Annotated in this window: 16 protein-coding genes and 1 pseudogene; 10 read left to right on the forward strand and 7 right to left on the reverse strand. The window is 74.0% G+C overall.

The genetic code is table 11. The features are described 5' to 3' along the window. Positions 1-51: 51 nt before the first annotated feature. On the forward strand, positions 52-1,059 hold the full coding sequence (locus tag OG715_RS41340) for a S66 peptidase family protein (protein WP_266272028.1): 1,008 nt from the start codon (positions 52-54) through the stop codon (positions 1,057-1,059). A gap of 24 nt (positions 1,060-1,083) precedes the next feature. Here OG715_RS41340 and OG715_RS41345 read toward each other — a convergent pair whose 3' ends face one another. Beyond that, entirely contained in the window at positions 1,084-1,770 is a 687-nt protein-coding gene (locus OG715_RS41345; RefSeq protein WP_266272026.1) for a nucleotidyltransferase family protein, read from the reverse strand. A 466-nt stretch (positions 1,771-2,236) separates the two neighbouring features. Between OG715_RS41345 and OG715_RS41350 the strand changes: the two genes are divergently transcribed. Then, on the forward strand, positions 2,237-2,533 hold the full coding sequence (locus OG715_RS41350) for a hypothetical protein (protein ID WP_266272025.1): 297 nt from the start codon (positions 2,237-2,239) through the stop codon (positions 2,531-2,533). A 121-nt stretch (positions 2,534-2,654) separates the two neighbouring features. On the opposite strand, the gene OG715_RS41355 is transcribed toward OG715_RS41350, so the two are convergent. Then, positions 2,655-3,140, reverse strand: a complete 486-nt coding sequence (locus OG715_RS41355; protein WP_266272024.1) for a hypothetical protein — start codon at positions 3,138-3,140, stop codon at positions 2,655-2,657. 254 nt (positions 3,141-3,394) lie between these two features. Here OG715_RS41355 and OG715_RS41360 point away from each other — a divergent pair, with 254 nt between their 5' ends. From OG715_RS41360 to OG715_RS41370, 3 genes and pseudogenes are all read left to right on the forward strand, one after another. Beyond that, positions 3,395-4,003: a VOC family protein gene (locus tag OG715_RS41360; protein ID WP_323182184.1), complete on the forward strand. Its 609-nt coding sequence runs from the start codon at positions 3,395-3,397 to the stop codon at positions 4,001-4,003. 170 nt (positions 4,004-4,173) lie between these two features. Continuing rightward, positions 4,174-4,401 (forward strand): annotated as a pseudogene (locus OG715_RS41365) (response regulator transcription factor); the annotation flags it as partial. Next, positions 4,398-5,438, forward strand: coding sequence for an alpha/beta fold hydrolase (locus OG715_RS41370; protein WP_266272023.1), 1,041 nt, complete (start codon positions 4,398-4,400; stop codon positions 5,436-5,438). The pseudogene OG715_RS41365 and the gene OG715_RS41370, both read left to right, overlap by 4 nt. 60 nt (positions 5,439-5,498) lie before the next feature. On the opposite strand, the gene OG715_RS41375 is transcribed toward OG715_RS41370, so the two are convergent. Together OG715_RS41375 and OG715_RS41380 are read right to left on the reverse strand one after the other, a co-directional pair. Then, positions 5,499-8,264 (reverse strand): ATP-binding protein, encoded by a 2,766-nt coding sequence (locus OG715_RS41375; protein ID WP_266272022.1) that lies wholly within the window; start codon positions 8,262-8,264, stop codon positions 5,499-5,501. A gap of 297 nt (positions 8,265-8,561) precedes the next feature. Further along, the gene (locus OG715_RS41380) at positions 8,562-9,026 is read right to left on the reverse strand and encodes a hypothetical protein (protein WP_266272021.1); all 465 of its coding nucleotides are present in this window, start codon (positions 9,024-9,026) and stop codon (positions 8,562-8,564) included. Positions 9,027-9,347: 321 nt separating this feature from the next. On the opposite strand from OG715_RS41380, the gene OG715_RS41385 reads away from it, so the two are divergent. After that, positions 9,348-10,745, forward strand: a complete 1,398-nt coding sequence (locus OG715_RS41385; RefSeq protein WP_266272020.1) for a DUF7507 domain-containing protein — start codon at positions 9,348-9,350, stop codon at positions 10,743-10,745. Between the two features lie 73 nt (positions 10,746-10,818). Here the strand turns inward: OG715_RS41385 and OG715_RS41390 are convergent, their stop codons facing one another. Next, complete coding sequence (locus OG715_RS41390; protein WP_266272018.1) at positions 10,819-11,460, reverse strand: hypothetical protein; 642 nt, start codon at positions 11,458-11,460, stop codon at positions 10,819-10,821. A 344-nt stretch (positions 11,461-11,804) separates the two neighbouring features. On the opposite strand from OG715_RS41390, the gene OG715_RS41395 reads away from it, so the two are divergent. From OG715_RS41395 to OG715_RS41405, 3 genes are all read left to right on the forward strand, one after another. Next, positions 11,805-12,143, forward strand: a complete 339-nt coding sequence (locus tag OG715_RS41395) for a PadR family transcriptional regulator (RefSeq protein ID WP_266272017.1) — start codon at positions 11,805-11,807, stop codon at positions 12,141-12,143. Continuing rightward, on the forward strand, positions 12,140-12,754 hold the full coding sequence (locus OG715_RS41400) for a hypothetical protein (protein ID WP_266272016.1): 615 nt from the start codon (positions 12,140-12,142) through the stop codon (positions 12,752-12,754). Before OG715_RS41395 ends, OG715_RS41400 begins: the two co-directional genes overlap by 4 nt. Before the next feature lie 254 nt (positions 12,755-13,008). Further along, positions 13,009-17,037 carry a hypothetical protein gene (locus tag OG715_RS41405; RefSeq protein WP_266272015.1) on the forward strand — a complete coding sequence of 1,343 codons (4,029 nt, stop codon included), beginning with the start codon at positions 13,009-13,011 and terminating at the stop codon, positions 17,035-17,037. Between the two features lie 65 nt (positions 17,038-17,102). Here the strand turns inward: OG715_RS41405 and OG715_RS41410 are convergent, their stop codons facing one another. Next, entirely contained in the window at positions 17,103-17,873 is a 771-nt protein-coding gene (locus tag OG715_RS41410; protein ID WP_266272014.1) for a 2OG-Fe(II) oxygenase family protein, read from the reverse strand. Next, complete coding sequence (locus tag OG715_RS41415; protein WP_266272013.1) at positions 17,857-19,110, reverse strand: hypothetical protein; 1,254 nt, start codon at positions 19,108-19,110, stop codon at positions 17,857-17,859. The genes OG715_RS41410 and OG715_RS41415 overlap by 17 nt, the downstream gene beginning before the upstream one ends. Positions 19,111-19,286: 176 nt before the next feature. Here OG715_RS41415 and OG715_RS41420 point away from each other — a divergent pair, with 176 nt between their 5' ends. Beyond that, positions 19,287-19,784: a phosphoribosyltransferase gene (locus OG715_RS41420; RefSeq protein WP_093858332.1), complete on the forward strand. Its 498-nt coding sequence runs from the start codon at positions 19,287-19,289 to the stop codon at positions 19,782-19,784. Positions 19,785-19,798: the final 14 nt, after the last annotated feature.

Genomic DNA, 19,798 nt, shown 5'->3' on the forward strand with positions numbered 1-19,798 from the left:
GACCGGCGAAACCCGGGTGACTCCACCCGTGCCCCGGGCGACACTGGCGCCATGACTCCCTCCGCACCGTCGCAACTGCTCCGACCGCGTGCGCTGAAGCGCGGAGACCTCGTGGTCGTCGCCTCGCTGTCCGGACTGCTGCCGGCCGCCTGCGAACCCAACGTCGAGCGGACGGCGGCCGTGTTCGAGCGGATGGGGTTCCGGGTGCGCCGGGCTCCGCTGCTGGAAGCGGGGCGTCGCCACTGGTGGAGCGCGGCCACGCCGGCGGAGATCGCGGGGGAGCTCAACGGTCTGCTGCGCGATCCCGAGGTGCGCGCGATCGTCGCGAGCGACGGCGGCCAGACGGTGTTCGGCTACCTCGACCTGATCGACGTCGGGGCGGTCAGGGCCGATCCCAAGCCGATCCTCGGCTGCAGCGATATCTCGCTGCTGCACCTGGCGCTCCACGCGCGCACGGGCCTGGTCGGGTTCCACGCCGACATGGCCGTCCCCGGCTTCGGCGGGCACTGGCAGTCCGCACCGGCGGCGCGTCGGGCCGAACTCGAAAGGGTCTACTTCGAGTTGCTGACCGGCACCGAGGCGATCGGTGCGCTGCCGGCGAGCCCGTCCTGGGAGTGCTGGCGCCCCGGCCGGGTCGAAGGCCCGCTGATCGGCGGGGTGATCAATCGCATCGTGCTGGCGCAGGCGACGCCCTTCGCGCTGCCGCTCGAACGGTTCGACGGCGCCGTGCTGTTCTGGGAGGAGATGGGCGGCCTGGCGTCGTACGTGTGGAGTTACCTCCAGGTGATGCGGCACTCCGGCATCCTCGACCGGATCTCCGGCATGGTCGTGGGCGTGCCGCGCGAGATCGGCGGCCTCGAAGCCGGCGCGTCCCCCACCCTGCCCGAGATCGTGCTCGACGTCCTCGGCGACCGTGACATCCCCGTCCTGGGCAACGTCGAGTTCGGGCATGCCGGCCCGAACCTGCCGCTGCCGCTCGGCATCCGCGTAGCCCTCGACGCGCGGGAGCGGACGTTGTCGCTGCTCGAACCGGCGGTGGCGCCGCACGCGACGGCGTGACCGCTGCCGGGCGGCCTCCCCGGGTCAGCCGGGTCGGCCGGGGGCGGCGAGTTCGCCTTCGACCTCGGCCAGGTCGTGCGGCGTGTTGATGGCCCGCCAGGGGCTGTCCACCGGATATCCCATCAACTGGCGTGCGCGGACCAGTCGGGGCAGGGTGCTCTGCTCGTGGTCGCCCCCGTCGGGCAGCATGTCCACGACCTGCGGTTCGAAGACGAAGACGCCGACGTTCACCCGCAGGGGCGGCGCCGCCGGCGAGACGAGCGCGGTCACCCGCCCCCGCTCGTCGCAGTCGACGCTGCCCCTGGGCAACCAGGGCCGGGCGAGGGCGAGCGTGGCCGCCGTGCCGTGCCGCCGGTGGTGGGCGAACATCGCGCCGAGCGGGAACCGGGTCCAGATGTCGCCGTAGAGCGCCAGCCACGGTTCACCGGGCCGTCCCAGCGCGGCGGCGGCCAACTTGAGCCCCCCGCCCCGACCCAGCGGCCGTTCCTCGACCACCAGGTCCGCGCGCAGCGGCAACCTCTGGGAGGTGAGGTAGTCGCCGATCACCTGCGCCAGGTGCCCGCCGGAGACGACGACCTGCTCCACTCCCGATTCGGCGAGCCAGTCGAGCTGATGGCGCAGGATCGGCGTGCCGCGCACCTCGGCCATGGGCTTCGGAAGGCTCAGCGTCAGCGGCCGCAGCCGACTCCCGGCCCCACCGGCCAGGACCACGGCCTGACACCGGCAGCGGGAGCCTCGTCGGCAATGATGGCTGTGAGTTGTTAAACGGTAACCCAGAGTAGTACATGCCTCGTTCCCGTGGGTTCTGAATCCACCCGATGCCCTTGCGACCGATGGACGTTCTGCTGCTCGGGCTCCGGCTCGGGGGCAGTCCGCGCCGTGTCCGCACCCGGCGCTTTCCGGGGCACACCGTGGTCCGTGAAGCATCCCGGAATGCTTCTGCCCGGCGGCGGAGGCGAGCAGAACTTGTCGGCCTCCGCTGGTCCGGGCGGCTACTGTGCTGCTTCCGGGTCGTCCCGACCGGGAAGTCACGAAGGGGCTGAAGCGTGCTGACCACCACACACCCGCCGTAGGTGCCTCCGGAGAGCCCGGAGGGCCCCACGGAGGGCTTTCGATGTCCCGAACTGTCCGCACGACTCCCAACCGGCTCCGCGTCCGAAAGGGTGCACGGGAGTCCATGTCCCTCTACGACCTGCGTTATTCGCACGCGGAACTGGCCCGAGCCGCCCGTCAGGGCCGTCGCCCGGCCCCGGCGAGGACGCTGCGCCGGATCACCTCCTGGCAGTGGATGGTCCTCCACTGCAGGGACGACTCGCTTTCCGTCCTGACCGCCACGGCCGAGGGCCGCGCCCGCCTCCGGGGCCGAGTCGCCGCCCAGCGGATCCGCGGACTCCACCGCGCCGGCCATGAAGTCGAGGGCGAAGACATGCCGCCGGTCCGCCACCGTCATGGTGCGCTCTGGAACGCCTGGTAGAAGTGCAGGACCCCTGGGCAGCCCGAACGGTGGGTCTCCCGCTGCGGCGAGCCCTGCCCGGCCGGTTCTCCGGCCGGGTGCCGGGGCGTTCCCCGGTCGCGCTCTCCGGTCCGCGTTTCGGTCAGCGGGTGTGCCGGGTGGTGGGGTCGGGCCGGTCGTGGGGCGGGAGCGGGCTGGCCTCGACGGCCTTGACGGTGTTCTTCAGCGCCTTCGCCAGCACGCCCTTGCCCACGCTGCCCAGGAGCAGGCCGGTGAGGCGTCCCCGCAGGTTCTTGCCCTCGCGGACCACCACCGCGTCCAGCCGCGTCGTGCCGTCCGGCAGTGGTGTGAAGGTGTACGTGTGTCCGGAGGCGCCGCCCCAGATATTGGAGTCGACGGTGGTCATCACCACCCGGTGCGGGTCGGACCAGTCGTGGTGCAGCCGCTCCCAGATGCCGCCCGAGCCCTCGGTGACGTCGGCGCGGTCGGTGCCGATGGTGTGGACCTTCAGGTACTCGTCCGAGCTGTTGCCGAACAGTTCGCGGCGGCCCGGGCCGAAGTCGGTGAGGCAGGCCACGAACTGCTCCGGTGTCGCGTGCGTCCGCTCGGTGAAGTGGATGGTGGCCATGGTGTGTTCTCGTGCTCCTCGGGTCGGTCCGGTCCGGGTCGGTCCGGTGATCGCTGGACCCAGATTGCCGGTCGGTGCCCTCCCGTCGAGCCCGTGTCGAACCCTGGTCCACCTGCCCCGGGGCCCTGGCCGGGGACCCGGGGGACACGGGCCAGGGTCTCCACCAGGGTCAGCCCCTGGGGCGACGGGCCGGTGCTCCCGGGATCGTTGTCGGCGGGTGCCGGGCGGCACCCGCCGATGTGAAGGAGCAGCAGATGACGGTGGATCTGAAGATCGAGGTCGTGGTCGTGCCGGTCTCGGACGTGGACCGGGCCAAGGAGTTCTGGACGCGGATCGGTTTCCGCGAGGACGTCGACTTCTCCGGCCCCGGGGGCTTCCGGGTCGTCCACCTGACGCCGCCCGGCTCGGCCGCGTCGATCGTCGTCGGCAACGGTGTGACCGACGCGGAGCCGGGGTCGGAGCGGGGCGTGCACCTGGTCGTGGACGACGTCGTGGCGGCCCGCGCCGAGCTCGTGGCCCGCGGCGTCGACGTCGGGGAGGTGTTCCACGACGCGGGCGGTGTCTTCCACCACGCCGGCACCGCCGGACGGGTGCCGGGGCCGCATCCGACCCGCCAGTCCTACGGCTCGTTCGCGACCTTCGCCGACCCGGACGGCAACACCTTCGTCCTGCAGGAGGTGACGACGCGACGTCCCGGCCGGATCAGCCAGGTGGCGTACCGCTCGGTGGCTGAGGTCGAGCAGGCGCTGCGCGACGCGGCGCTCGCCCACGGCGAGTACGAGGCGCGGCTCGGCCACCACGATCCGGACTGGCCGTCCTGGTATGCCGCGTACATGGCCCGCGCCGCCGGTCTGGGCGGCTGACACCCGGTGGCGGAGCCCGGCCACCGGGCCGGGCGCGCGGGATCCGGTCGACGGCGGACAACGGAGGACGACGGAGGAGGCCGATGCCGAAGGAGACGGAGAACGAGAACGAGAACGAGTACGGGGGCCGGGGAGCCGTCCTCGCCGACGTGGCGCCGGTCACCACCCCGCTGACCCAACAGGAGCACCGGGTCGCGGACCTGGCGGCCGGTGGACTGACCAACAAGGAGATCGGCCGACGCATGCACCTGTCGCCGCGCACCGTCGGCTCGCACCTCTACCGCGTCTTCCCGAAGCTGGGCATCACCAGCCGGGCGGCGCTGCGCGATGCCCTGAACCGGACCACGACCGTCGGGGCACGTCAGCAGGTTCCACATCCGAGGAAGGATCGAACATGATCAACAGGCGTACGTTCTCCAAGGCGGTCGGTCTCGGCATGAGCGCCGCAGCCGTGCCCACCGTCGCCGTCGCCGCCGATGGCTCCGGACGCCCGGCCGCGGTCGACCCGGCCGAAGCGCCGGCCCAGGCACGAGCGTTCGGCAGGCTGAAGCAGGTCCGCGCCGGTGTGCTCGACATCGGCTACGCCGAGGCGGGACCGGCGCACGGCCCCGCGGCCGTCTGCCTGCACGGCTGGCCGTACGACATCCACAGCTACGTCGACGTGGCCCCGCTGCTGGCCGAGGCCGGGTACCGGGTGATCGTGCCGTACCTGCGCGGCCACGGCACCACCACCTTCCGCTCGCCCACCGAGGTCCGCAACGCGCAGCAGTCCGCCGTCGCGCTCGACATCGTCGCCCTCCTCGACGCGTTGGGGATCCGCAGGGCGGTCCTGGCCGGGTTCGACTGGGGCTCGCGGACGGCCGACATCGTCGCGGCGCTGTGGCCGGAGCGGGTCAGGGCCCTGGTGTCGGTGGGCGGGTACCTCGTCACCGACGTCCGGGCGCAGCAGAACCCCCTGCCGCCGAAGGCCGAGCACACCTGGTGGTACCAGTACTACTTCGCCACCGAGCGCGGCCGCCGGGCCCTGGAGAACCCGCAGTACCGCCGCGAGCTCTGCCGGGCGGTCTGGGCGGAGGCTTCGCCGACCTGGGCGTTCGACGACGCGACCTTCGAACGTACCGCCGCAGCCTTCGACAACCCCGACTACGCCGCGATCGTCACCCACAACTACCGCTGGCGGTTGGGGCTGGCCGCCGGCGAAGCCCGCTACGACCGCTACGAGCAACGACTCGCGGACCGGCCCACGATCGGTGTCCCGACCATCACCCTGGACCCCGGGCTCGATCCCTTCCTGGCCTCCACCGACGGCCTCGGGTACCGGAAGTTGTTCACCGGCGCGTACGAGCACCGGGTGCTCGACGGCGTCGGGCACAACGCGCCCCAGGAGGCCCCGGCGGCGTTCGCCAGGGCCGTGCTGGACGCCGACCGGCTGTGAGCACGCCGCCCCGGTCCGGCCGGCCGTGACCCGGACGGCGCGGTCACAGCCGGCGCGTCGTCACCGGACGCCCGACAGCGCCCCGTCGAGCTCGCGGCGGGAGGCGATCCCCAACCTGACGAAGACCTTGCGCAGGTGCCACTCGACCGTCCGGGGGCTGATGAACAACTGGGCCCCGATCTCCGCGTTCGAGTGCCCGGCGACCACGAGGCGGGCGATCTGGGTCTCCTGCGGGGTCAGGGCCGGTGCGTCGACGGCCCGGCGGCGGACGGTCTCGCCGGTGGCGAGCAGTTCCCGCCGGGCCCGCTCCGCGAACGCCTCCATGCCCATCGCCACGGTGGCCCCGTGCGCCGTCCGCAGCTCGGCGCGAGCCTCGGCCCGCCGGTTGCGGCGGCGCAGCCACTCGCCGTACAGGAGCCGGGTCCGCGCCTCGAACACCCGGAGCCCGCCCCGGTCGTAGTGCTCGACCGCGTCCCGGTAGCGGTCCTCGGCGTGCTCCTCGGGCCCGGTCAGGGCGTCGGCCACGGCCGCCGCGCCGCGCGCCCACGGGGTGCCGGCCAGGCTCCGGTCGGCCAGCCGCTCCCGCGCCTCGCGCGCCTGTGCGAGTGCGTCGGGGTCGCCGACGCGGGTCGCCGCCTCGATCAGTTCCAGGCAGGTCCAGTGGTGCACGGCGAGGTCCTGGTACTCCAGGCCCCGTTGCGCGGCCTCCAGCGCGAGCGGGTAGTTGCCCAGGCCGTTGTGGAGCACGGCCCGCGCGTACGCGGCCACGGCGACCGACCGGCCCAGACCGCGCCGCTCGCCCTCCCGCTCCAGCGTCTCCAGGACCTCCAGGGCCGGTCGCTCCCGCCCCCGGTAGGCGCTCAGCAGCCCCGTGGTGGCCAGGCGGGTCGCCGCCCCCGCGGGCTCCTCGGTGTTCGCCCCCTCGGCCAGTAGGTCCCAGGCTTCGGCGGAACGACCCGCCAGGCCCAGCGCGGTCGCCCGGTGGGGGAGTGCCGTGGAGAGGACCGACAGGGCGCCCGTGGTCCGGGCGAACCGGACCGCCCGGTCCGTGACGTCCAGCCATGCCGCCAGATCGCCGAGCTCCCCGGCCGTGTCCACGGCCGGCCCCAGGACCGCCGGGACCGCCGGGTCCTCCCCGTCGGCGACCGCGCGCAGCGCCCGCGCCAGCAGGGGGAAGGCCTTGACCGGTCCGTCCTCGGTCCAGACGGCCAGGGCGTGCAGGAACGCTCCGGCCGCCTCGCCGCCCGCAGGTCCGTCCCCGGCCGTCTCGCCGGCGGGCAGCAGGCCGCAGGCGGCCTCCGCCACCCGCCGCAGCCCGTCCTCGTCGAGCCGTCCGGCCCGGACGGCCGCGCCGAACGCCGCGAGGCAGGTCTCGCGCGCGGCGGCCGGGTCGAGCTCCCCGAGCGTCACCGCCGCCGCGAGCAGCGGCCGGATCGCGCCCGGTCCGGGGTCGGTCAGGGCGGCCGCCCCCGCCCGGAGCCGGTCGGACGCGGCCTGCTGCAACCGGTCCAGCGGCCCGAGTTCGGCGGCGGCGAGCAGGTCGGGGACCCGGTCCGCCGCGCCCGCCGCGAGATGTGCCGAGGCCGAGGCCAGCGCCCGCCGGGCCCGCTGCGCCGGGTCGGGGCTGAGTGCGGCGGCGCGTTCCAGGAACGAGGCCGCGGCGGCCCGGCCGCCGCGCGCCAGGGCCCGGTCCGCCGACCGTTCCAACGCGGCGGCGACCGGTTCGTTCGGACCGACCGCCGCGTGGGCGAGGTGCCAGGCGCGCCGGTCGGGGTCGCGCTCGGTGTCGGTGGCGTCGGCGAGGGCGCCGTGCACCGCCCGCAGGTCCGAGGCCTCGGCGCGGCGCCAGACCGCCGAGCGCACCAGCGGGTGCCGGAACCGCACCGGGGCGCCCAGCTTGAGCAGCCCGGCGGCCACGGCGGGCGCCGCCGCCTCGGGTCCGATGCCCAGCGGGCCGAGGGCGCGCCACAGCAACAGCTCGTCGCCGACCGGCTCGACCGCCGCGAGCAGCAGCAGGGCACGGGTGTCGGCGGGCAGCGCGTCGACACGCCGACGGAACCCCTCCTCGACCCGGGTCGCCACGGGAGTGACGCCGTGTCCGCCGAAGCCGAAGGCCAGTTCCGCCGCCGACAGCCCCTGCGGCAGTTCGAGCAGCGCGAGCGGGTTCCCGCCGGTCTCGGCGACGATCCGGTCCCGCACCCGGGGGTCGACCGGACCGGGCAGCACCGAGCCGAGCAGGGTCCGGGCGTCCGCGTCGGCCAGCCCCCGCAGAGGCAGGCCCGGCAGATCGGCGAGATCGCCCTCCCCGTCGGCGAGCCGTTCGGCGAAGACCAGCGCCACCGATTCGGCGTCCAGCCGCCGGCCGACGAACCCCAGGATCCGCAGCGACATCAGGTCCAGCCACTGCGCGTCGTCGACCAGGCACACCAGCGGGCTCCCGGCCGCCGCCTCGGCGAACAGTCCCAGCACCGCCATCCCGACCAGCAGCAGTTCGGGCACGGGCCCGCCGCTCAGGCCGAACGCCACCCGCAGCGCGTCCTGCTGGACCGGTGGCAGTACGTCCAGGTGCGTCAGCAGCGGGGCGCAGAGCCGCTGCAGGCCCGAGTACGCGAACTCCGACTCGGCCTCGACACCCTCGGTGCGGACCACCCGCAACCCCGCCGCCCGGGCGGCCACGTGGTCGAGCAGCGCGGACTTGCCGATCCCCGCCCCACCGCGCAGCACCACCACCCGGCTCCGCCCGTCGCGCACCTCGCGCAGCAGCCGCTCCAGCGTCTCCGACTCCCGCTGCCGCCCGAGCAACCGGCGCGCCGCGTCCTGTTCCATCACGCATCCTCCGCCGGGTTTCCCCTGGCAGAGACGCTTCCCCAGGAGCTTCGCCCCCATCCTACGAATTCCGCGCCGCCGGGCGCCCGGCGGTCACCGACCGTGTGCCTGGGCAGCGCTCCGACGGAACGTCAGGGTGCCGCGACGGTGTCCTGCGCGGCAGGCGTCCTCGCCCACCGCCGGATCGGCCCGGCACCTGGTGTGCCGGGCCGATCCGGGCCGATCCGGGCCGATCCGATCCGATCTGGGCCGAACTGAGTCGGCCGGTCCGGGCCGGACCGGGGCCGGAACCTGCGGTCAGCCGCGGGGGACGGCCTTGGTCCACCAGCCGCCCCAGTTGCCGCCGGCGTCCCGGTCGCGGAACAGGTCCGCGCCGATGGTGAAGGAGCGCGAGCCGATGCTGAAGGCGTTGCCCTTCTTGTTCACGATCTTGACCTTGTTGGCGAAGTCGTGGTCGCCGCCCAGGGACATCCACGCGGCCTGCGCGCCCTTCGGCGGGAACCAGGTGGTCCACACGTTGAAGTCGGTGCCGATCACGAACAGTTGCTTGGTGCCGTCGGAGAGGGTGACGTAGGTCTTGCCGTCGCCGTAGTCGCCGCCGCAGAAGAAGGTGCCACCGCTCGCGCTGCAGGTCTTGGGCCGGGGCGCCGGCTGGGCCTGGCCCCGGTCGTCGCCCTGGCTCTGGGCGAGGGCCGGGGACGAGGCCAGTCCGAGGGTGGCCACGGCGGCGAGGGCCACGACGGCGGTCCTGATCCTGTTCATCACTGCTCCTGGGGAGTGCTGGTGCTGCACGGGAGGTGCGGGCCGGTCCGGCCCGCGGCCAGCCTCGGCCAGTCCTTGACGGAGCGTCAACGAATTCCGGGGCCGGTGCCCGCGGCGCAGGTCGTCGGTGCCTCTGTGGGCACGAAACACCGGAACGGTGAACCGCCCGGCGGTCGCGGCGGGGCGGGGCGCGCTCCGGGGCGGTTCGCGCCGACGCGTGCTCCGGGAGCCGCGCCCCGCGCTCTCGTCCGTACAAGAACCATTGCTGCACCCTGAAGACGGATGCCACCGGATCCCGGCACCGGAACGAAGGGGAAGACCGTGACCACTCCCGCCCCGTCCCGCATCACTCTCGTGAACGGCAGCTTCGAGCAGCCCGTCGTCCCCGCCGGCAGCAACGCCCTGCTGCCCGACGCCTCCCAGACCCAGAGCCCGAACCGCGTCCCGGGCTGGCTGACCACCGCCACCGACCACCTCATCGAGATCTGGCACGACGGCTTCAACGGCGTCCCCTCCGCCGACGGCGCGCAGTTCGCCGAGCTCAACGCCAACCAGGTCTCCACCCTCTACCAGGACCTGCCCACCACCCCCGGCGCCACGCTGTACTGGCGGCTCTACCACCGCGGGCGGCTCGGCCAAGACACCATGGCCCTGGACATCGGCCGCCCCGGCGCGGTCGTCCAGCAGCGCCAGTTCACGGACGGCACCACCGCCTGGGGCTTCTACTCCGGCACCTACACCGTCCCGGCCGGGCAGACCGTCACCCGCTTCGCCTTCCGCTCGGTCGCCTCCGCCGGCGGCAACCAGTCGGTCGGGAACTTCCTCGACGGCATCTTCTTCGGCACCGCCCCCGCCGTCACCCTCACCAAGTCCGCGATCCCCGACGGGCCGCTCCAGGTGGGCGACACCATCACCTACCGGATCGTCGCCAGGAACGAGGGCGGCGGCAACGCCGAGACCCTCGTGCTGACCGACACCGTCCCCGACGGCACCAGCTACCTGCCCGGGAGCCTGCGCATCGTCGAGGGTCCCAACGCCGGGGCGAAGACCGACCGGCCGGGCGACGACCAGGCCTCCTACGACCCGGTGGGCAACCGGGTGACCTTCAACCTCGGCAACGGCGCCACCGCAGGCCACGGCGGCAGCCTGCCCAACACCGACACCCTGCCGAACGGCACCACCGTCGAGTACCGGGTCACCATCGACGAGGGCAGCGCCGGCGGACACGTCACCAACACCGCCACCGCCAGCTACGAGAACCGGCTCGGCGCCACCCCCGAACCCCTCACCGCCACCTCCGGCCCGGCCGACACCGAGGTCCTCCCGGCGGCCGACCTGGGCGTCACCAAGTCCGCCGACGAGACCACCGTCACCGTCGGCCAGACCGTCACCTACCGGGTCACCGTCCGCAACGCCGGACCCAACACGGCCACCGGCGTCACCGTCGCCGATCCCCTCCCGGCGGGCCTGGCGTTCCTCTCCGCCGAGGAGGGAGTCGGCACCTACGACCCCGGAACCGGCGCGTGGAGCGTCGGGACGCTGGCCGCCGGCGCCTCCGCCACCCTCACCCTCCGGGCCAAGGCCACCGCTCCGGGCACCGTCACCAACACCGCGACGGCGCACGCCACCGAGACCGACTTCCACCGTGCCGACAACACCGACTCCGTCACCGTCTGCGTCAAGGCCGCCCCCGCCTGCCCGCCGGCCGGCTGCTGCTGATCCTGCCGACGCCGCCGGCCCTGCTGTCCGGCCCCGCCCCACCCGGGGCGGGGCCGGCCGCGCGGGCGCCGCCTCACTGCAGGATGTTGATCGCGCGGGCGATCACCAGCGTCGCCACGATCAGGGAGGTCGCGGCCTCGACCATCATCAGCAGCTTGGCCCACCGCTTGACCGCGGAGACATCGGTGGGGCTGAACGCCGTCGCGGTCCAGAACGACAGCGACAGGTAGTCGGCGAACCGAGGCACCCAGCCGGCCGGTGCGTACGCCGTGTGCTGCATCTCGGGGAAGACGAACGCCGGCTCAGCGGCCGGCCGGTGGGCCCGGGCCGCGGCGCCGCCCCGGTCCAGGTCCCAGTACCAGAGCGCGAAGGCGATCACGTTCGTCACCCAGGTCACACCACCGGTCGCCAGCAGGCCGGTGGCGTTGTTCGCGAACAGCTTGTTGTCGGTCAGGATGTCCGACACCAGGTGGATCCCGGCGTACAGGTTCGAGGCGGTGATGAACGCGATGACGCCCTCGGTGACCACCCGCAACCAGGTCTTCTCGCGGTCGATCCGCCCCGGATCACCCACGACCAGCACCACCAGCAGCGTGAACAGGACCACCGGCACCACCCACACCGGGTCCACCCGGTACGACGCGGGCAGCGCCACGTGCAGCAGTGCGGCACTCACCACCGACACCGCGACCGGCCACCAGTGCTCCCCGCGCACGGCACCCCCATCGGGCGCCACCGACGACGGACCGGCCGGACCGGGGCTTGCTCGCATGCCTCATTCTGACCCCGCCGGCGGACGCTCCCCGGATGATCCGCCGCGCGACACGCGGCCCGCCGTGCCGACCGCTTCGCCGGACGCCCGCACCTCGTCGAGGGATCCGTTCGCCCGGTCGTCGCCGTCTTCCGCCTACGCTTCAGAACTGTACGTACTCCTACGGTATTTGACAGTGAATCACGCTCCGCTCCGGAGCGGTCGCTGCTACCCTAGGTAGAGCACCTACCCGAGTGCGAGGTCCTGGGACCTGCGCGCCCGGGGCGGACGGAACAAGGGGGACGGGTATGCCGATCAGGATCACCACTGCTACGGCCCGAGTCCTCCAGGCCCTCCTGGCGGACATCGGCGCCGAGTTCTACGGGAGGGAACTGATGAAGACCACCGGGCTGCAGAGCGGCAGCCTCTACCCGATCCTGCTGCGACTGGAGAAGGAAGGGGTGATCACCAGTGAGCAGGAGGAGATCGACACCAGGGCGGCCGGCCGCCCCGCCCGCCGCTACTACCGGATGACCGGCGACGGAGTGGTCGCCGCACGCCAGGCCCTGGCCGAGGTCCACGAACTGACCCGCGCCCCCGGCCCCGGACTGCTGCCGGGGCTCACTCCCCAGGGCGGTGCCGCGTGAACACCCTCGCCACGGGGACCGCCGGCAGCCTCCTCCGCGAGCTGGCCGCCGTACCGCGAGCCGAATGGATCGTCGCGCTGATCGCCGCGACGGTCGCCGCCGTGGCGTACGAACTCGTCGTCAAGGTCGTCGTCCGCAGGATCACCGCCAGCCTGCCCTTCGTCCTGCTGCGCCTGACCCGGCTCATGCTCCGGCGGGACGCCTGGAGGGTCCTGTTCCACGAGATCTGGGCCCCGGACCTGCACGACATCCTCGACACGGACGAGGGCACCGCGGCCGGCCGCTACCTCGCGGCCATGCGGTTCTCGCTCTCGCTCCTGCTCGGCGGAGCCGTCCGGGCAGCCCGCCAACTGCCGGGCCCGGCCCGGCGCGCCCCTTCGGCCCGCGTCCACCGCGTGATCCGCGTTCTCCGTGCGGACCTGCGGTCCGCCGGACTGTCGATGAGCAGCGTGGCCACGCTGGCCTTCACGGTGGTCAGGCTGGGGTCCGACTCGCCGAACGTCGAGAAGGCCCTGACCATCACCGTTTGGCTCCTCTCCGTCGGCGTGCCGGGTCTGCGGCGCCTCGGCCGCATGCGCCGCAGCCGTCGACAGCCGGCCGCCAAGGACTGACGACGGCTCCCCGCACGCGCCGAGGGTCCCCGGAGCACGAAGTCCGGGGGCCCTCGGCGCTTCGGCGCGGTGCCCTTCGACACCCGGGGGTGTCCCCGCCGGTCCGCCCCCCGCCGCACCTCACCCGCCACCGGACGCCCCCGTGACCAGGGAAGCGAGCTCCCCGGCGGCCCCTGTCAGAGGTCGTCGCTAGGCTGCGGGAGCGCCGGGTGATCATTGCCCGGCCGCTGAACAGCACGGGGGAGTGACGGGTCATGGTCGGGGAGATCGGTGCGCAGGGCTACGTCGCGCGGCTGGAGGACACGAAGGTCGTCTTCCGTAACGAGCGCGGGCGGGTCCTGAAGAAGGTGCCGCCGCCGCTGGAGGGGCATCCCGGTCTGGCGCGGCTGTTCGCGCTCGCGGCCGGTGCCGAGGCACACCGCCGGGTGTGCGGGCAGGAGGCCGAACGGCTGGTGCGCGAGGGTGCCGCGGTGCCGGTCCGGGTGGTGCGGCTGCTCTCGGTGGACGCCGCCTGGGCGGAGGCACTGGCACAGGCCGCCCTCGTCGCCTCCGCCGGGGAGCCGGACGGCGAAGACGGTCTGCTCGCCCGCCGCTACCGGCACCCCGCCCTGCCCGACGCGGAGCGCGTGCTGCTCACCACCCCCGACGCGGCGCGCCACCGCGACCGGCTGATGGCCCACCAGGGCTGGGAACCGGTCGCCTCCCCGGCGGCGACCGGGCTGCCGGCCGACGGAGCGATGCCGTTCCCCGAGTCCGCGCTCGCCGGGCATCCCGCCCGGGAGCAGGAGGTGCTGCGGTACGTCGAACGCCTGGAGGAGGCCACCTCGGCCTGGCGGGTGTGGGTGAAGCGCGACGTCGACGCCGTGCTGAAGGCGATCGCCACCGCCGAGCCGACGCTCTCGCGCAGCTTCCTGGACGGCGTTGCGGACCTGTGCCTGCGCCACGGCGGGGAGCGGGCCGACGCGGCGGCCTGGTTCGCCCGCGCCAGGACGGCGGAACGCACCGCCGGCGAGCACGTCGACCAGGAGTGGCTGGACGCCCGCTACGCCGCCGTGGACGCGGCCGGCGCGCTCACCGACACCGCGCTGCGCGAACGCCTGCGGCAGGTCACCGCGCACGGCGCCGACCGTGACGCGGCGCGCCGCACGTTGACGCTGCTCGGCGACCGCACGCTCCGAGAGGGCCCGCGCCCCGGACTCGCCACCGACCTCGTCCGCGCCGCCCGCGCCGCCGGCCTCGACCCGGCCAGCGAGCTCGCCCGACTGGCCGGCCGGCTCTTGCCGGCCCGCCACCTGGGGCACCCGGCGGCCCGCGAGTTCTGGGCCGCGCTGCTCGCCGACCCCGCCTGGGAGCTGCTCCTGGCCGAACGCCCGCACCTCGGCCGTGAGGTGGTCGCGGCGGGGCCGCAGCCCGGGATGCCGGAGGAGGACCTGACCCTCGACTACCTGGAGCGGACCGGTGCGCTGGCGCACCTCACCACCGCCGCCGACGCGGGCGGCGCCGCACCCGGCACCGCCGCCGACTGGCTGCGCGCCCTGGTCGTGCTGGCCGACCGCGCGTTCCGCCCGGGGGCGAGGCCGGTCGTGCACCGGATCGCCGCACTGCTGGCGCCGCGGATCGCGGCCGACGGAGTGCCCGTCGACCTGCCGTACCCGAGCCGCTGGGACCGGCGGGCGGAGGGGAGCCGGGTCCTGCGACTCGGTGTCCTGGACGTGCTGCTGGCCGAGGGCGCGCCGGTGGCCGACCCGCCGCCGCGACTCGCCGACCCGTACCTGCACCGCATCGACACCGCGCCGCGCCCCGCGTTGTCCTCGCTGAGCGCCGATCCGAGGTTCGCCCGCGAGCTGACGGCCCTGCTGCGGGCCGAGTTCGAGCTGACCAACGGCGGTGACGCGGACAACCTCTGGTACCAGCCGCACGACCCGAAGGGGTGGGCGAAGGTCCCCACCCTGGTGGACACCGAACCGGGGCGCGTTGTGCTGGCGCGGTGGTGCGACGAGGAACTCGCCGAGCTGCCCGTGCTCGACCTGGACGCGCTGGCGCTGATGCTCGCCCGCTTCCAGCACATCGGCGCCGCCGCCGTTCTGCTCGCCGACCCGGCGCGGGCCCGGCGGCTGGCCGCCGTCGACGTCCCCGCGCTGCTGCTCGACGCGGTGCGGGCGGAGGCCCCGGAACCCGCGCTGGACCGGGCGGGCGCCGAACTGCTGCTCGGGGCGGTCGAGGCGTGTTCCGTGTTCCGCGACGCCGCCGCCGGCCCGGTGCGCCAACGGATCGCGCGGCTCCTGGAGATCGAGGAGGAGCGGGCCGGCCGTGAGTTCACCCGCCTGGTGCAGGTCGCTGCGAACTGCCGGGACGGACTGGCCCACCTGGTACCGCTGCTGACCCCCGAAGCCGTGACTCCCGCGACCCCCGCGACTCCCGTCCCACCGGCGACTCCCACCCCTCCCGCGCCCGCCGATCCGGCGTTCGCCCCCGTCGTCCCGGCGCGCGTGCGCGTCGGCCGCCTGCTGCACGAGGCGGCCACCCGCAGCCCTCTCTGGGACGGTGACCTCGACCGTCCCAGCACGATCGTCCCCGGCGCGTCCGCCGCCTTCCCCTACCTGGTCGTCGACTGGCGGACCGAACTGCTCCGCGGTGACGCCACGAGTCCCGGGAGGCTGCGCGAGTACGCCGACCTGCCGTTCGTGGCGGAGCGCGGGGCGGGCCGCTGGCGCACCGTCACCGTCTCACGCCCGGACCACCGGCCCACCCCGCCGGCGGGCCACCTGTTCCGGACGGCGCTGTCGACCGCGCTCGTCCTCCACAGCAGCTTCAACCGCGCGGTGCTGCTGGAGTACGCCCCCGACGGCACCTTCCCCGAGGGCGGCCCACTGGCCGTCCCCGGCTGCGAGGTCCGTGCCGGTGCCGAGCTCACCGCGCAGATCGACCCCGACCTGCTGCACGCCTACCTGGAGCTGTTCGCCGAGCGCGGCCCGCTGCCCGCCCACCCCGGCACGGTCGAGCAGCTGGCCGAACGGCTGGCCCTGACGCCGGCCGAGGCGGGCGCCCTGCTCGCCGTCCGCACCCACCACCGGGACTACGAGAGCGCCGCCGAGAAGGAGATCGTCCGACGGATCGGGGCCGACGCCGTCCGGGAGTTCCGCAACCGGCTGGTGCCCGCCGAGCCGGAGCGGCTGTGGACGCACGGGCCGGACGTGGACCGCGCGGTGGCCTGGTGGCACGAGCGGTACGGCGCGCCGCCGGTCGACGCGGCCCTTCTCGCCCTGGCCCGGCGCGAGATCCGCTTCCCCACCGGCGAATGGGCACCGACCGGCCCCGGACCGGCCGCCGACCCGGTCCCGCCGGGCCGACGCAGGCGCTGCCGCCGCCCGGAGGCCCTGCTCGCCGCCGCTCTCGCCACGGACGGCGACCCCGACCGCGCGCCCGCGCCGTACGCCTCGCCGTACGCGATGGCCTGGCTCGCCTACCGAACGCCCGCCGGCCACCCGCTGCGCCCCGCACTCGCCGCGGCCGCACTGCGCGTCACCTCCGAGTCGGAGGACGCCCGAACAGTGTGGCGGCTCTTCTCCGTCGACCGCCGGACCGCCACCGGCAGACCGCCGACCCCACCGGCCGACCTGCCCGGCGTGGAGGTGGTGGACGAACCGGCCACGGACCAGTGGCACGTCCTGGTGCGCCCCGGCCTGTTCACCGGTGCCGACGACCCGGCCCTGGACGCGCTCGACGACTACTACGACCGGCTGAAGCCCTCGCAGGCCCGTCCGTCCGGCTCCGGCCTGCCCGCCCTCGCGGACCTGCGCATCCTGCTGTCCGGCGGCCTGGAGGCGCTCGGCCACCACCTCGCCGCCGACGCCGAGCGCCTCCCCGGCTGGGAGCAGGACCCGCGCCGCAGCGTCCCGGACGTCGTCGCCGCCTGCGCGGGCGCCCTCGATCTGCCGACGGACGCCGCCGCGCTGTATCTGATGCTGCTCGCCCTGCCCGACCCCACCGACCGTCACGTCCGCCAGTGGACGGGCTGGAGCGCGGCCACGCTGAAGGCCGCGCAGCAGCGGCTGTGCGCCACCGGCCGGGTGGTCACCGCCCGCCGCCCCCGCGCCGGTCGGACCCTCTTCCTCCCCGGCCCCTGGCTGGACCTGAAAGCCCCCCGACTCCCCGTCGAGGCCGCCGGACTCGCCTCCCTCACCCTCACCCCCGAACGCGCGAGCACCGCCCACACCGTCCTCGTCCCCACCCATCCCCTCCCCGCCCTCTTCATCACCGCCTGGCACACCGCCCAGCCCTGACGCCGCGACCGCGCCGATGGCTCATCCGCCCCCGAAGACCGCCGGGGGCGGACGGCCCCGCGACGTCAGACGGGCGGCAGCAGATCGCCCTTGCTGATCGTGTACGTCAGCAGGGGCTGGACGAAGTCCGTCTCGCGGTTCTCACGGCGCCGCAGCCGGAAGAACTCCTGCTGCTGTTCCTCGTCGGCCGGCACCAGGGGCCCGCCCTGCGGCAGGTACGGACGCCCGTCACGGAACCGGAGCAGGGTCTTCGACGTCCGGAAGGTCACGCCGAGCCACTCGTTGTCCGCCGTCCGGCCCGGTGCGTCCAGAACGATCCGGTGCCTGAGCCGCCGGTTGGACTCGACGGAGAACACGACCGCGCCGTGGTGGAGCAGCGGGACCTCGAACGTCCCGTCACCGGGCTCCTTCGATTCGACGATCAGCTTCCTCGGCGGGTCCGCGTCGGGGTGCCGGTAGCAGGAGAAGACGGCGATGAACGTCCCCTCGGCCAGGTCGAGGGCCTGGTCGGAATGGCTGCCCATGGTGGTGCAGGCGTTGGTGTAGCGCTCGACGAGCGCGTTGTTGAAGCCGACCGCGAGCCCTGCACGCTCCTGGATCCGCCGTGCCAGCCGCTCGTGCACCGCCCGGAAGCGCTGCGCCGGGCCGCTGCAGCGGGTGGTGGTGCGGACGAGTGGCACGCCGCCCGTCCCGTCGACCAGGGTGATCGTGGCGCCCTGCCGGCCCTTGCCCGTGTCCTCCAGCCGGGCCGACGCGGAGAGTTCCGCGAAGAGGTTCCCGTCGGTCGGCAGGTCGTACGAACGGACCTGGTCCGGGATGCTAGGCGTGGGGGGCAAGGTAGTCTCCCGTGTTCATGCTGAAGCGGAATCCGTCGCCGTAGTCGATGAAGGACGAGGTCCTGTTCTCCTCGGCGTACAGCCGGCGCAGCTCGTCCATGCCGGCCTCCGTGGGCGGCTCCAGCTCCACCGGGTCCCCGGCGGCGGTCTTGAGGAACGTGCGGCCGTCCCGGTGCACGGCTTCGGCACTCGAACAGCGCACCACGTACCCGAGGCGGGTCGGGAGCAGTCCGGCGTCCAACGACGAGGGCCGGATCTCGTGGGTGTAGAGGCGGTTGGTGGACAGCGGCACGAGGAACACGGAGCCGGGGTGGAGGGTCAGCGTGAACTGCGGCGGCAGTGCTGTGCCGTCGAGTACGGCCGCCGGGTCCTTGAGATGGAAGCGGAGCCCGGTCAGCCCGCTGACTCCCTTCACCCCGAGGTCGAAGGGGTCCTGGGCCAGGGGCTGCGGCCCGTCGAGACCGTCGAGCCGGTCGTAGAAGGTGCAGAAGGCCATGATGCCGTTGGCGGGCATGTCCTTGGTCTTGTCGGCATGGGCCGAGATCCGCGCCTTGGACTGCTTGCGCCCTTCCGTGGCACGGGTGTTGTGGTAGATCTGGGCGAGGACGTGGTTCAGCGGCGCCTGGCCGCGGAACACGGCGGCGGCCTCGCGGTTCAGCTCCTCGACGACACCCGTGTCGGTCGGGCCGAAGCCCTCGGTCGGCCCCGAGAGGTTCGTGGAGCACCGCAGCAGCCGGAAGTGCAGCTCGTCACCGTCCCGCGTGACCGGCGTCAGATAGATCCCGCTGCGGTGGGCCGTCCCGGGCTTGGTGGACTCGGTCAGCGACTGGAACGCGTGCTCCGCGCGGATCCGCCCGAAGTGGTCGGCCTCCGGCCCGAAGAACCGCGGGTAGTACACGCCGACACCGTGCACCCGGACGGGAACCCGGCCCAGCCCGACGACACTCCACGGCGCGTCGCCGTCCCCGCCCTCGCCCTCGCCGTATCCGTGCGACAGCTCCCGGACCACGAACACCCGCGCGGCCGCCCGCAGCCAGCTGCGACCGATCGCGCCGATGTCGCCGCACAGGTAGACGGTCCTCCGCGCGAGGTCGACCGCACCTGAGGCCAGCTCCTCCGGCGTGACGACCGACCCGAGGAACCGCGCCACCACGTCCTGGCCGTGCACCACCGAAGGCGCGACCAGGACACATCCCGCGCCCTCGATCCGGGCCTCCGCCGTATCCGCCCCGCCCATCAGGAACCACCACCCTCCGCAGACTCCGGTGAACCACCCACAACCGCCGACCGCCGATGCTCTCACGGGGGCCTGACAGGGGGTGACGCACGATGCCCGCTCAAGCCTCGCTTCCGTCGCCCTGCCCGGCGTGCCGGTGTTCGTCGCCGGGCCTGCTGCCGAGGAGACTGGGCGCTGTGACTGATGTGCGAGAGAACCTGACCTATCAGAAGTTCGGCCTGGCGGTGCGTGAACTTGCCCGGACGATCGCCGACGACGGGTACGAGCCCGACCTCATCCTGAGCATCGCGCGCGGCGGTGTGTTCGTGGCGGGTGGTCTGGCGTACGCGCTGGACTGCAAGAACATCCACCTGGTGAACGTGGAGTTCTACACGGGCGTGGGCACCACCCTGGACATGCCCGTCATGCTGGCGCCCGTGCCCGCGGCGATCGACTTCACCGACAAGAAGGTCCTGATCGCCGACGATGTCGCCGACACCGGCAAGACCCTGAAGCTGGTGCACGACTTCTGCCTCGACCACGTCGCCGAGGTGCGGTCCGCCGTCATCTACGAGAAGTCGCACTCCCTCGTGAAGTGCGAGTACGTGTGGAAGCGCACGGACGACTGGATCAACTTCCCGTGGTCGGTGGAACCGCCGGTCGTCCGGCGGGAGGGCCAGGCACTCGACGCCTGACCGGAGCAGCGCCG

It is taken from the genome of Kitasatospora purpeofusca, assembly GCF_036010405.1.
Lineage (GTDB): Bacteria > Actinomycetota > Actinomycetes > Streptomycetales > Streptomycetaceae > Kitasatospora > Kitasatospora purpeofusca.